Here is a 13,479-nt window from a genome sequence, read left to right on the forward strand (position 1 = left end):
CGCTGGAGCGCCCAAAACGCGAAAGGAAAAAGCCACCACTTGACCCATCCCTGCACCGCGGGGCACCATATCCACCCGGGTCACTTCTCGATGAAAATCCCGGGTCAACTCTCAGCGGAAATCAACAGAGTGGCGCGCGCGTGGATGAATGGGGGAGGTCGCAGATCGCAGCCGACCAATAACCCAACGGTGTTGATCAGCGCCGCAAACATCCAAGTTTAGTTGACAGCGCCGGTGCCGGCCATCTGCCCAAGCGCCTGGTCGAACTTCTTGATCTGGTCAGCCAGTTCGTCGGCCGACATCTCCTGCAAGGGTTTGTCGTCCCGGCGATCGGTGTCCTTGTTGAAGAGCCGCGCCGCCTCGAACACGGTGCGCGATGCGCTCACGCGCGCGCTCGCCGATGCGCCCTTGTCCTGCATGACTTCGATCAGTGTCCGGTATGCGATGCGCACGCCGTCGGTGTTGATCAGCCGGTTCTGCTCGCGCCGGATCGCCTCGATCACGTGCGTCTTGCGCATAAGCCGGTAGGCCTCCTGCCCCGGAGAGCCGTAGCCCGCAGCGCGGGCCGCTTCCGTGGCAGTGCAGCCCATGGAGACAAAGTGATGGACGAAATGTGCTTGCTGTTCCGTCAGTTGGGCCATGGACTGCACTCCGTTGGTCAGATGCTCAGGATCACCGCCTGGCGAGACGCCAGTGCGAGACGGCGGCCACGCGTGAAGGCGGCCGCGATGGTCTCTCCGGGATTGAGGAAGATCGTGTAGGGGTCGGGGTTCTTCATTGGCTCGGTTGTCATGCTACCACTCCGTTTTTCGTTGCCAGTCGTTCGCGGGCTAAAGGCTGAGAGTGAGAGGGGGGCCCCCTAGGGGGACCCCTCCCTCTCTCTTTAGCGGCAATGGTAACCGGTAACGGCGGAAATCAGCCATTTTCCGGCTCTCAAAACCACCCCCGTTACCAGCCCTTGGCAACGGGAAAATGGCGGAAATCTGCCGTTTCCAAATTGCCGTTGCCGAGTTTGGTAACGGGTTGGCAACCGGCAACGGCAGCACCGAAAAACCTCTTATATCACGTGAGCTAGTGCCACTAAATAGCTGCATTGCTGTTGTTTAAATGGATTCCACTGCCATCGTCCGGGTTGGTGACTATCCCGGTGTCGATCGCGGCCTGAACGGCCTTCCGGACCCGCGCCCGAGACCACCCGGCAAGCTCTGCGCACTGCCGGTTGAACAGCTCGCTCGCCCCCGTCCGGTGGACTACTTCTCCGGCGTCGGTCAGCTGTCGGAGCGCACCGGCCACCGCTGCGACGTCGGCACTCTGCTCGGACTTTGCGGCGGGGGCGGCTTTGGCCTGCGCCTGCCCGGCAAGCGGCAGCAGAGACAAGGTCGCCTCGTCCTGCACAAAAAGCCGCTGCTCGAAGAGGTCGCCCCACGGCCTCGATGATGGTGGGAAGTTGTTCTTGATCATGCCGATGCCGACAATGCGCTCACGTAGCCGGACCATACCGAAGATCAGGCGAGGCCGATCCATGAACACCTGAGCGCCGCGGGGGATCACGCTCCGGATATGTGCCGGCGTGTGCGCCTTCGCGATGTGGTGGGATGTGATGATTGCGCAGTTCTTTCGCGCGGCCAGCGCACTGAGCGGTTCGAAGAAGCGGTTCACCGCGTCGTTGTCAGCTTCTCCGCCAGGAAGGTATGTGCGGACAGGATCGATCACGACGAGATCGACGGTCGGCATGGAGTCGATCTGCCGGATCAACTCATCGAGCGGCTTGCTATCGCTGATCTTGATGACGATGCTCTCGCCAAACGCGGCTCTGAACGCCGTCGTGCGATCGTGGATGAAGCCGTCCGGATCCTCTCCGAACGCCATGACGGCAATCCGCTCCCCTGCGACCGGCACCCCGAGGAAGTCGGCTGTGCCAGGCCCAAGCCGACCGACCTTGAAGCAAAGTTCGTGAAGGAGCGTAGATTTGCCAATCCCCTGCTGCCCGACGAACAGCGTGATCACACCGCGCGCGGCGAACCCCTCGACGACCCATTCGACACCTTTCTGCGTCTCCGACGTCCCCATGACGCCGTCGTAGAGCCCGAAGTCGCCGCCCGTGATGCGCAGCACATGGGCGCGGGTCTTGATGTCCTGCTCTCTGAGCGCAACGCGCGCCGCCCATTCTTCCGGGGGCTCGCATGTACCGTCCCCGTTGAGCGGCCAAAGCGCTTGCTGCATTCGCTCGGCGGGGGAAAGCGGGGCATCCGGGTCGCCGTCACCGAGGTCGATCGCCGTACTAAGCCAACTGTTTTTCTGGCGGATCCAACTCGAGCGAAAATACTCAGGGCCGAACCCACGATAGAGTGCGGCAGCGCTGATTTCGTCGTCCTTGCGATAGCACGTGTAGACCGAAACTCGCCGCAAAGGTTTCGGAAGCCCGTGCTCAAGTTGGAAGTCCAAGCTCCTGATCTCGTTCAGGTCATCGGTATAGGGTTGGTTCCACTGCACTAGTGCATAGAAACAGATTGAATAGTCTCTCTCCCGGCGGGCGCGAGAGTGGCCAACCAAAGACCCGCATTCCTCTTTGTCGTCATCCTCCTTCGGATTGGCCATGATGAAGCCTCGATTGCTGAGGTGCCGAACCACCGGGGCGAGAACGTGCTCGCCGACGAGCCTGTCTAAACGCCCAAGCCTCTCTTCAGCGGCGAACTTCTGCTTCTTGTCGAGTTCCTCGGCATCCATCCATTCGTCGAGTTGGCCTGTCCAGTCATAGCGACTGGAGACTTCCAGCTCTGGATTGCCGTCGATGTCTATGTCGAACTCAAGTTCGAAGCCGACTACCCTGTAGTTTGACAACAGGGGGTCGTCGGCCCGCTCGCCCTCGGCGTGATCCTCGGTGGCCTGCTCGGTCCCGACACAATTCGCGGTCGCATTGACATCGGCTGGCGCAATCTCGCCCGCGGCAGCTTCGCGCGCCGGAAAGTCCGACGGGAAATCCCGCTCAGGTTCCGGCTCGTCCCAACCCTGCGGGGCGGTCTGCGCGGGATTTGTCAGCCACGACATAGACGGTTGTTCGGCCGGCGCGTGTGGAAAGGGGAAGACGTTGGCCGGGCGCTGCCCGTCTTCTGCGTCTGGCTTTGCCGGCACCGTGGGCCAGGCCGAAAACATGTCGCCGCCGTTAGTCATCGCGGGGCTCCCTTCAGCGCACGGCCGGAAGGGCGTTGAGCCACCGGTCCTGCTCTTCGCGGGTGATGAGCGTTCGGCCGCGAGCGCGCACAGCACGGAGCTTTCCGGCGTTGATCTCGCGGTAGATGGTTGCTGGTGAAACACCGAAACGGGCAGCGACGGCGGTCACGCCGTCGGCCTGCCGGGCAAACTCAACATTGATGGATTTAACTGCACCCATGACTTGCTCCTCTGCTTGTCATTGCGATGCAGAATCTCTCATAGAGTCAGTATATTGGCTAGCAACACACCCTAAAACTAAGGTGTGTTTGAAGTAGGACAACGGCAGGTTACTCCCATATCATGGGGCATTTTGATGCGGCGAGGCGTTCTGCACTCAAGCCAATCCGTGGTTCGGGGCATAAAAACTGGGGGGCGGCAACTTTCAAAATCCGCAAATTTTGTCGGGCCGGGGAGAATAGATTTTCGGCTCAGCGTTGGGGTGCCCCCCGGGGGGTGGGGGCCGCCTCGCCACTGCTCTGCCACCTACCTCCTTCCACTCGCGCTCATGCTGCCGCGGCTTGTCGGTCCCTGTTGGCTCTGTTGATCGCGCCGACCACTACAAATGGAACGGCCGGAACGCAGAAGGTGCCAAGTCGAGGACTTTTGCGGCCCTCACGGTGTTGGCTTTGCTGATTATGTCAGCCGACCACTATCTCGTAGACAGGGGCATTTTCGTGGTAAGAATAGGGGGCTCCGATCAACCGAGGAGCAACGCCATGAACAATGCGATCCAGTTCCCCACCGCCGCCGATCGCGACACGCGCCGCCTCGATTTCGCTTTGGCTAGCCACGATGTCGAGTCGATCATCACCCTTGCATTGACCAGCAGTGCCGCTGAGGTGAGGGCGCCCGCGGTGCGCTGGCTGGCTGAGGTCGTGAACGTCAGGGTGTCGGCCTGACCAACCGCGCCGAGACAGTGCCATCAAGCTGAAATGGGGCCCAAAGTGGGGCCTCATTTTTCAGAATTGCTCAAGTCGTTGAATTTATTTAATAATATCGATGTTCATGGCGGACAGGGTGTCATACAGGTTTTTGCGCTATCATTCTGATTATGAAGTGAAAAATGTTGATCAAAATCTTTGAAACCCACAGTTGGACCCACACTATCCATCCGGCGACCTGATCTCCTCTCAGCATGGCTGCGTAAAGCCCTCAATGGGGGCTTTTCCATGGGACCTTTGTTTGGCCAGTTGGAGGTCCACTAATTCGGGGCTACCGAGGCTAGCTAACTCAAGGCGGCCTGGGCCGAATGGCCTTGATCCGCTCGGATTGGTCCATTTGTCTCAAGTCTTCTCCATACGCCTGGCATTGCGGTGTTTTGCCTGCAGACTCGCTGCCTGAAATCTTGCATCGGCGTTCCATCGAGACATATCGATACGTACGATTGTTGTGGGAGCCTAAGAATTGCAACGGCGCGAATTTGCTGGTCGAGATGGCTTGATTCTTGTTGCTGACGAAGTCGGACCTGAGGCGGGTATACCGGTGCTCCTGCTGCATGGCGGCGGGCAGACACGCGGAAGCTGGAAGAATTGCTGCGCCTTGCTTGCAGCGGAGGGTTTCCGGGCGATCGCAATAGATGCCCGCGGCCACGGTGAAAGTGGTTGGGCAACGGATGGAGACTACTCGATTGACGCGCTGATGGACGACCTGAGGGCCGTTATCGCGGTCTTGCCGCAAGCACCTGTACTTGTCGGCGCGTCGATGGGTGGGTCGACTGCGCTTGCATTGGCGGGGGAACCAGAAGCTCCCGATTTGCGCGGGCTTGTGCTCGTAGATATTGCGCCAAAGGTCGATCTGGAAGGAACCAGGAAGATCGTGGCGTTCATGACTGCAAACCCAGAGGGCTTTGCGTCATTGGAAGATGTTGCTGCTGCAATCAGTACCTACAATCCACATCGCGCACGGCCGAAGGATCTGTCGGGATTGCGCCGCAATTTGAGAGAGGTGGACGGTCGCTTCCATTGGCACTGGGACCCAGCCCTGCTGGGCAGTCAGCGATTGGAGCCCGCGCAAGTTGAAGCACGGCTATCAAATGCGGCCCTGAACATCACTCTTCCAACCTTATTGCTGCGTGGTGGGGCCAGCGATGTTGTTGGCGATCAGGAGGTCGAGCATTTCCGCTCGCTTGTGCCCGGTGCCAGCTTCGTGGATGTGGCGGGCGCGGGGCATATGATTGCAGGAGACCGCAACGATGAATTCAATGCGGCGATCCTCACGTTTCTTGGCAATCTTCGTTGATCGCCTCACTATGAGATGCAATCGAGTTTGTTATCGGTGCCTTGTGTCATCGAGCGCGCATCTAAACCCGACATGAGTGGTTGAGGTATCTACCGGCTGGAACCATCGGGCCGCCGGTCGATAGCGTTGGCAGTAGTTTGGCGCACACAAGTGCGACCCGCCCTTAAGTACCTTCAGATGTGCCGGATCGAGCGACTCCGGAGCCTTAGCGCAGCACCCATTGTTGCCCGCGGACCCGGAAGCATCGCTTGATGTCCATTCCCAGACATTCCCGATCATGTCTTGCAGGCCAAACCCGTTCGCAGGGTATGTTCCAACGGGGGTGGTATAGGGTGGGCCTGGGCGGCCGGGCCGGACGACAGGAAACCCCTCGAGCCAGATATTCGCCATGAGCATGCCATCTGGTTTGAGCTCACTACCCCAGGCGAAGGGCTGGCCTTCAAGGCCGCCTCGCGCTGCATATTCGGCCTCGGCTTCGGTTGGCAGACGTTTGCCGGCCCAATGCGCGTAGGCCAGTGCATCCTGATAGGCGATGTGGACTACGGGATGGTCGGCAAGCTCGCCATCCAAGACATCAAGCCCAGTGTTTGGGCCATAGGGATGACGCCAGCTGGCACCCGCGACATACTGCCACCAGTTTTCGTGGCTCATGTGAATGGCAGCCTCGGGTGCGACGAAAACGATCGAGCCGGCCTCCACCATTTCAGGCAGAATTCCGGGATAGAGAGCAGGGTCAGGAGCCTTCTCCGCAAGCGTCACGTATCCCGTCGCTGATATGAATGCCGCGAATTGCCGATTGGTCACAGGAGTTCGGTCGATCAGAAACGGGCTCACCGAAACTCGTCTGACTGGCGCTTCTTCCGAATAGAATTCTTCGCAACCCATGGCGAATACACCACCGGCAAGGCGGACCATCGATTCTGTGTCCGGATGCGCTCGTTCGTGCATAAACATTCTGGAACCTTGCTGGCGATTACGCGCTGAACTCCCGGCAGCGTGGACCACGATCGCGGTACATCGAAAAGATCAGGGTGTGGGGCCTCGGCTGCCTACAGTAATCGCAATCAGGGCACTATTCGAGATACCGGTTGCGCAGGTCCCGAAGCTCTTTCGGCCCGAGCCCGAGTTCCTCGCGCAGATAGCCGGCAACGCCGTCCTTGTGCGAATCGACTACTGACAGTGCAGCTTGGATATAGGTACGGTCTGCATCGATAAAGGCCTTGAACGCCTCGGGCTGCATATCATTCCAGGGACCATCTGCGGTGGCCTTTCCTGTCCTTACAAGGCCTGAGTTCAGAGTCTGGTTGGTGAGGAGATAGTCCTCGATCACCCTTTTGCGCGGCACGCCCAGCGCTGTGAGCAGCAGTGCGGCGGCAATACCGGTTCGATCCTTCCCCGCCGAGCAGTTCACGGCAAGCGGTGCTTTGCCCGTCAGAAGCTGCGCGAACAGGCGGCGGTACTGGCCGTTGAACTGCGCCGGCATGCGCTGGTAGCTGGAGACAAGGCTGGCGCGAGCCTGGTCTGGTGACCAGGTCTTCACCGGCCCTGCCGGCATCGATGCGCCATAATCGAGAAGATAGTCGTCGGTAAGGATCAGTGGCGCAGTTGGCCCTGGCCAGGAAACTGGCTCTGCAGCCCGCTCACGATTGTCGCGGAGATCGATGACGACCCGGATTCCCAGGCCCTCCAGATAAGCGAAATCGGATTGGGTCAAATCGGTCATGGAACCGGAGCGGAACAGCATGTTCCACTTGATCGTTCGGCCGTCGGCCGTGCGATACCCACCGAGATCGCGAAAATTTCTGCCGCCTTGCAGCGGCAAAACTCGCTGGTGCTCGCTTGCGGCAGGAATGGCAGGGGGCTCGGCCATCAAGGGCAACGGGGGAATGCCCGCCGCTGCAAGGGCGAGAGCCATCAACCGTAATGAGGAGCGCCACGCAAGCAATGTTGGTCTCCTGAGGACTTGGGGAAGTGAGGGGAGATTGAAACCGCAATATGACGCCTCGATGTAGCGTCCGGCACATGCTGTGCCCATCGCTAAGCGCCCGGGGGTGCCGGATCCGCCAGACGACTTAGACGGTCGGCCCTTTGCCTCGCGGCGCTATTCAGCAGGTCGGGGTCGGTGGATATCCAAAAATCACCCCGAAAAATGCCTTCGAGTATCTTTCTCGCTGCCACGTCGGCCGACATGCCGGCGTGGAGAAGCATTTCCTGCATCTGCTGCCGATGATCGTCACTGGCCGGGCTATCGGCTCCGTCCGCCGTATCAAAAATGCCTGTACGCACTGGTCCGGGTAGAACTGCGCTGACCGCGATGGAATAACCGGCTTCGCGCACGTCAAGCAAAAGGCATTCGGTGTAGGACAACAGCGCGTGTTTCGATGCGACATAGGCGCTTTGCATCGGAATGCTGATCAGGGAGCCGATCGAACAGACGTTCGCTACGTATCCCGGCTGGCTGTGGGCCGCCATCCCAGGAAGAAAGGCGCGGACCATGTTCACCGGACCATTGACGTTGATTCGCATGATCCGGTCCCATTTGTCTGCAGAAATCTCCCATCCGCGCCCCAGCATTTCGACGCCCGCATTGTTGATGAGCATCCGCACCGGCCCAACGTCCCGCCTAACTTGCTCGGCAAGTAAGGAGGTTGCCTGCGGATCACCGACATCAACCTGATAGGCCAAGCATTGTCCTCCCACACCGTTCAACCGCAGGGCAAGTTTCTGCGCGGCCCCCAGATCGACGTCGACCAGCGCGACTTTCATTCCGCCATGCGCAAGTTGCTGTGCCAGCTCTGCGCCAATGCCGTTTCCGGCGCCCGTGACCAATGCCACGGCGCCGTTCATGGCCGCCAGAGTATCGTTCATCGCCAAGCAACAGGGAGTGAGCTCTTACCCCAGACATTGAAGCCCGGGCACTGATCGGGCTCACCAACAAGCCGCAACTTGGGAAAACGTGCCACAAGCTTATCGACAATCATCCTGACTTCCATTCGAGCAAGCGGCGCACCAAGGCAGAGCCGCTCACCCCCGCAGAACGAGGCGTGACGCTTCAGACTGGAAAGCGGCCTGTCGAGCCGGAACTCATCAGGGTTGTCCCACATTGCAGGATCGCGATTGACCGCGCTGATATTGTAGAAGGTCTTTGTGCCAGCCGGAATGGTATGGCCCGCGACTGAGACGTCATGCCGCGGGGTGCGGCACATGCCCAGCACGGGTGGATCGAGGCGCAGACTTTCCTCGATCGCCACATCAATGAGTGCCGGATCGGCTTTTACGGCTTCCCATCTTTCCGGGACCTGCAGCAACCGCCACAGCAGATTGCCGATCAGGTTCATGGTGGTTTCATTGCCCCCCAGTATGATCGCGCTCATCAGGCTGAGGATTTCGACATCGTCAATGTATTCGTCAGCGATTTTCTCGCACATGAAGCGCGATAGAAAATCATCCGGCAGTTCGGTGCCGACGAGCGAGATATCAGGGACCAGTCCCTTCGTGGCCAGAAGGGCGCGACGTTCGGCGATCAAGGCAAACAGGGCCTGCGCAACCTGCTGCATATCGGCGAAACGGCCTTCAGCTGTCTTGTTGGGGTCGTTGTTGATCGCGAAGAAATACTGATCCGCCCAGGCCTTGTACATGAGGTAGTCCTGCTCCGGCGCACCGAGCATCCGGCACATCAGGCGTGAGGGCAAGGGCATGGCGAGTAGCTGAAAGAGATCGCCTTGCCCCTCTGGGATCGCAGAGATCTCGTCGAGCAATTCATCGAGGATTTCATCAACCACTTCAGCCAGGCGCTTCAATTCCGCCGGCGAGAAGCCGCGCTGTATGATCCTTCGCACTTTCAGATGGTCGCTGTTGTCCTGCATCATCCGCGTGACCAGCCCCTTTGGATGCTCGCTGGGGACGACGCCCAGTTCAGAGGTCCAGATGGAGGTGTCGCGGAAGATGACGTCGCGGATGTAGGCCGGGTCACTGGCGATGAAGAAGTCGAAGCGTTCGTCGACTTTTGCCACCGGTGCTTGCTGCGCCAGCGCGGCAAAGGCGGCCGGGCCGAGCCGCTCGGTTGCGGGATCAAAAGGGTCGAATTCCATCGGCCCGTCCGAATTGTCTGTCTGCACGCTCATCGCTGGATCCTAACGTTGATTGTCAGGAGCCGTTCTATTTAACAGTGTTATAGAGTCAAGGAGCTTGCGGCGTGGCGGGCATCAAAGATGACATCACCGTATTGAAGATATCATCTCCGATGTCAGCGCTGAGCGCCAATCCGGATTGTTTCGCAAGCAAGAGCACCCCGGCACCCTGCGCAGCAGACCACAGGATGTGCGCCGCCGTTTTAGACGGCTGCGTGAGTCGGCCCGCAAACTCGGGGCCTGACAGGGTGTCTTCAAACTTCGCGAGGCTTTCGATCGCGATCTTTGGCATGGGACCGTTCATCGTCCGGTTTGCGAGAATGGAAAACATGGCAGGTTCGTCATTGGCAAAGGCCAAAAAAGCATCCCACGACCGCTTCAGCCCATCGACACCATGGCCACTAGCCCAACCGGCATTGCTAACCTCAAGAATCTTCTCGAAAGCCCTGTTGACGACCTCCTCCCGAAGTGTCTCCATGTCGGAATAATAGTGATACAGTGTCGGCGCGGTGACCCCGATGATCTTGCAGATGGTCCTTGCGGTTGCACCTGCCGGACCATTCCGCCTGATCAGCTCCGAAGCGACCTGCAAAATCTGGTCTCGCATATCTGATGCAGTCACATCCCAACTCCGATCCAAAACCTGCCATGCTGGGTTCGCGGGCAGCGGCACCAATCCTTGAGGGTGGGGTGCTGCAGTAGCCGGAACATGCATGAACGCAACCGCGCGCCCCAATGAGGATCGTGAAACACAAGCATATTGCCGGGATGCGCAGCCTACGGTCGGCTCTGCAATCTCGGCTCCAGCCAGGTGAACAGATGATCGAACAGCGCGCGAACCCTTGCAGAGGCTTGCGGCGCAATCGCGTGCACCGCAAATATCCCCACGTCCTGGGACCCCCGATAGCTGGGCAGAACCGGTATCAATGCCCCGCTGTCGAGCGCGTCCGAGACATCCCAGAGCGAACGTAGTGCAATGCCGCAACCGCCAAGCGCAAGTTCGCGCACGATCTCGCTGGAATTGGTGTGGACATGGCTCTGGCCCTGCTGGACCACTGTTCCTTCTGGGCCATCAAGCTGCCAGGGTAGTTGGCTGTCGGTCGCGAGCAACCGGTGCCTGGAAAGCTCCGGCAGTGTTGTCGGTTCGCCGAACTGGGCAAGATAGGCGGGGGCAGCGCACAGCACGCGGCGGCTCGAACCAAGCCGATGTGCGATGAGGCCCGCGTCTATCCGTGAGCCGATACGAATGGCGAGATCGTGACTGCCGTTGTGCATGTCGACGAATTCATCAGACAGGTCGACCCGCAGTTCCACTTCGGGATAGCGCGCGAGAAATTGCGGCAGGCAGGGTGCCACATGCATTCGTCCGAACGAGGTTGGCGCGGTGATTCGCAAGGGACCACTTACCATTGCCAGTTGTCCGGCGATCCGGTCTTCCGCTGCGGCCAGTGATGCACGGAGCGGGGTCAGCGTGTCATGCAAATCCTTTCCCGCGGCTGTGAGCGAGAGACGGCGCGTGGTGCGATGCACCAGCCGAACGCCAAGGCGCTCTTCAAGGCGGACGAGGCGTTTGGAAAGGCTGGCCACAGATTGACCCCGGACGCGCGCTGCGCCTGAAATGGAACCGGCCTCAACAATCTGAAGGAAGAGATCGTAGTCGGGATCGAACAATGTTAACTCACAGGCTAAAGTGTATTGAATTATTTCCTCCTACTGCGTCGACGACCGCTGCGCTAGACTCTCCCGCAGCAAGAGGCGGTCGGTCCGCCAAGGATTGATGGAGCAGGTGCCTTGGACAATCACATTGACAAAGCAGGACTCAGGATTGCGCCGGTTCTGGTGGGGTTTGTTGAAACGCGCGTGCTCCCCGGCACGGGGATCGCGCCGGATGCGTTCTGGTCCGGCGTAGCGGCGATCTACAAAGAGCTTGCCCCACGCAACGCTGCGTTGCTGGCGAAGCGCGACGAAATCCAGGCCGAGATCGACAGCTGGCACAAGGCCCGCAGCGGACAGCCGCTGGATATGGCGGTGTACAAGGCTTTCCTGACCGGACTGGGCTATCTGGTCCCTGAACCTGCTCCGTTCACGGTCGCGCCGCAGAATGTGGACCGCGAGTTGGCGTTGGTAGCTGGGCCGCAGCTGGTCGTACCGGTGCTCAACGCGCGGTTCCTGCTCAATGCTGCCAATGCGCGCTGGGGCAGCCTTTATGACGCGCTTTATGGCACCGATGCCATTCCGGGTGCTGCCGCTGGCAAGGGGTATGACCCCGTGCGCGGCGGGCAGGTGATTGCCTATGCAAAGGCGTTTCTGGATGAGGCGGTGCCACTGGCTTCGGGTTCGTGGGCGGACTGGGCCGGCGATGAGCTGGCGCTGAAAGACCCGGCGCAACTCGTCGGCCGGGCGGGCGAAAACCTGCTGCTCCGGCACAACGGACTGCACCTTGAAGTGGTGATCGACCGCACGCATGCCATCGGTAAGGACGATCCGGCGGGCATCGCCGATGTGATCATGGAAGCGGCGATCTCGACAATCTGCGACTTCGAGGATTCGGTCGCGGCGGTCGATGCCGAAGACAAGGTTCTGGCCTATGCCAACTGGCTGGGTCTGATGAAGGGCGATCTGGAGGATACGTTCGAAAAGGGCGGCGCGCTCATGACGCGGCGGCTCAATCCCGATCGTCAATACACCGTGCCCGATGGCAGCGCCTTTACCCTGCCGGGCCGCTCGCTGCTGCTCGTGCGCAATGTCGGGCACCTGATGACGACGCCCGCTGTGCTCCTGCCAGACGGTAGCGAGGCACCAGAGGGTATCCTCGATGCGATCATCTCTGCTGCGATCGCTCTGCATGATCTCAAGAGCGACGGGCCGATCCGCAACAGCCGGACGGGTTCGGTCTACATCGTGAAGCCCAAGATGCATGGGCCGGAAGAAGCCGCGTTCGCCAATGACCTGTTCAACGCGGTGGAAGACCTACTGGGCGTATCGCGCCACACGCTGAAGATCGGCGTGATGGACGAGGAGCGCCGCACAAGTGCCAACCTCGGCGCCTGCATCCATGCGGTGAAGGACCGGATCATGTTCATCAACACCGGCTTCCTCGACCGCACTGGCGACGAGATGCACACCTCGATGCATGCGGGGGCGATGCTGCGCAAGGGCGACATGAAGGCAAGCCCGTGGATTGCAGCCTATGAAGACCGAAACGTGCAGATCGGCCTGGCCTGCGGGCTCTCGGGCAAGGCGCAGATCGGTAAGGGCATGTGGGCGATGCCCGACCGCATGGCCGACATGCTGGTGCAGAAGGTGGGCCACCCCAAGACCGGCGCGAACACCGCCTGGGTGCCATCGCCGACCGCCGCCGTGCTGCACGCAACGCATTATCACAAGGTCGATGTGTTCGCCCGGCAGGTGGAGCGCCGCGCCGAAGGGATCGCCAGCCTCGATGCGCTGCTGACCATTCCGGTCGCGGCTGGCCAGAACTGGTCGGCCGAGGACATTCAGGCAGAGATCGACAACAATGCACAGGGCATCCTCGGCTATGTCGTGCGCTGGGTTGATCAGGGCATCGGTTGCTCCAAGGTGCCCGATATCACGGATGTCGGGCTGATGGAGGACCGCGCTACGCTGCGGATTTCGAGCCAGCATATCGCCAACTGGCTGCTGCACGGGGTGGTGACGGCGGAACAGGTCGATGCGGCGCTGCTGCGCATGGCGGCCAAGGTCGACGCGCAGAACGCGGGCGATCCGCTCTACACGCCGATGGCCAGCGATCCCGAAGGAAGCCTTGCGTTCCAGGCAGCAAGGGCGCTGGTGTTTGAAGGTTTGGAGCAGCCTAACGGGTATACCGAACCGTTGCTCCATGCGTTCCGCGCGCGATTGAAAGCAGCTTCCTGATTAC

Annotated in this window: 14 protein-coding genes; 4 read left to right on the forward strand and 10 right to left on the reverse strand. The window is 60.2% G+C overall.

Features of this window, described 5'->3' with window-relative positions; translation table 11 throughout:
- Window positions 1-222: hypothetical protein (locus CFE35_RS12600; protein WP_292930964.1), on the forward strand; the 222-nt coding region annotated here is incomplete at its 5' end.
- Here CFE35_RS12600 and CFE35_RS12605 read toward each other — a convergent pair.
- The 4 genes from CFE35_RS12605 to CFE35_RS12620 form a co-directional block, all read right to left on the reverse strand.
- The gene (locus tag CFE35_RS12605) at window positions 219-641 is read right to left on the reverse strand and encodes a terminase small subunit (protein ID WP_292930965.1); all 423 of its coding nucleotides are present in this window, start codon (window positions 639-641) and stop codon (window positions 219-221) included. The genes CFE35_RS12600 and CFE35_RS12605 overlap by 4 nt on opposite strands.
- Before the next feature lie 17 nt (window positions 642-658).
- Window positions 659-793: a hypothetical protein gene (locus CFE35_RS12610; RefSeq protein ID WP_292930966.1), complete on the reverse strand. Its 135-nt coding sequence runs from the start codon at window positions 791-793 to the stop codon at window positions 659-661.
- Between the two features lie 287 nt (window positions 794-1,080).
- A complete protein-coding gene (locus CFE35_RS12615) occupies window positions 1,081-3,171 on the reverse strand; it encodes an AAA family ATPase (RefSeq protein ID WP_292930967.1) in 2,091 nt (696 codons plus the stop codon).
- Between the two features lie 13 nt (window positions 3,172-3,184).
- On the reverse strand, window positions 3,185-3,391 hold the full coding sequence (locus tag CFE35_RS12620; protein WP_292930968.1) for a helix-turn-helix domain-containing protein: 207 nt from the start codon (window positions 3,389-3,391) through the stop codon (window positions 3,185-3,187).
- Window positions 3,392-3,929: 538 nt separating this feature from the next.
- Here CFE35_RS12620 and CFE35_RS12625 point away from each other — a divergent pair.
- A complete protein-coding gene (locus CFE35_RS12625; protein ID WP_292930969.1) occupies window positions 3,930-4,112 on the forward strand; it encodes a hypothetical protein in 183 nt (60 codons plus the stop codon).
- A gap of 505 nt (window positions 4,113-4,617) precedes the next feature.
- A complete protein-coding gene (locus CFE35_RS12630) occupies window positions 4,618-5,451 on the forward strand; it encodes an alpha/beta hydrolase (protein WP_292930970.1) in 834 nt (277 codons plus the stop codon).
- Between the two features lie 30 nt (window positions 5,452-5,481).
- Here the strand turns inward: CFE35_RS12630 and CFE35_RS12635 are convergent, their stop codons facing one another.
- The 6 genes from CFE35_RS12635 to CFE35_RS12660 all read right to left on the reverse strand — a co-directional run bounded on the left by CFE35_RS12635 (window position 5,482) and on the right by CFE35_RS12660 (window position 11,252).
- Window positions 5,482-6,405 (reverse strand): formylglycine-generating enzyme family protein, encoded by a 924-nt coding sequence (locus tag CFE35_RS12635; RefSeq protein WP_292930971.1) that lies wholly within the window; start codon window positions 6,403-6,405, stop codon window positions 5,482-5,484.
- A 118-nt stretch (window positions 6,406-6,523) separates the two neighbouring features.
- Complete coding sequence (locus CFE35_RS12640; protein WP_292930972.1) at window positions 6,524-7,366, reverse strand: tyrosine-protein phosphatase; 843 nt, start codon at window positions 7,364-7,366, stop codon at window positions 6,524-6,526.
- A gap of 122 nt (window positions 7,367-7,488) precedes the next feature.
- Complete coding sequence (locus CFE35_RS12645) at window positions 7,489-8,319, reverse strand: SDR family oxidoreductase (RefSeq protein WP_292931290.1); 831 nt, start codon at window positions 8,317-8,319, stop codon at window positions 7,489-7,491.
- The gene (locus tag CFE35_RS12650) at window positions 8,316-9,575 is read right to left on the reverse strand and encodes a cytochrome P450 (protein WP_292930973.1); all 1,260 of its coding nucleotides are present in this window, start codon (window positions 9,573-9,575) and stop codon (window positions 8,316-8,318) included. Before CFE35_RS12650 ends, CFE35_RS12645 begins: the two co-directional genes overlap by 4 nt.
- A gap of 55 nt (window positions 9,576-9,630) precedes the next feature.
- Complete coding sequence (locus CFE35_RS12655; protein ID WP_292930974.1) at window positions 9,631-10,203, reverse strand: TetR/AcrR family transcriptional regulator; 573 nt, start codon at window positions 10,201-10,203, stop codon at window positions 9,631-9,633.
- A 155-nt stretch (window positions 10,204-10,358) separates the two neighbouring features.
- Window positions 10,359-11,252 (reverse strand): LysR family transcriptional regulator, encoded by an 894-nt coding sequence (locus CFE35_RS12660; RefSeq protein WP_292930975.1) that lies wholly within the window; start codon window positions 11,250-11,252, stop codon window positions 10,359-10,361.
- Between the two features lie 120 nt (window positions 11,253-11,372).
- Here CFE35_RS12660 and CFE35_RS12665 point away from each other — a divergent pair, with 120 nt between their 5' ends.
- Complete coding sequence (locus tag CFE35_RS12665) at window positions 11,373-13,475, forward strand: malate synthase G (protein ID WP_292930976.1); 2,103 nt, start codon at window positions 11,373-11,375, stop codon at window positions 13,473-13,475.
- Window positions 13,476-13,479 lie beyond the last annotated feature (4 nt).

Source organism: Novosphingobium sp. PASSN1, from assembly GCF_002278815.1.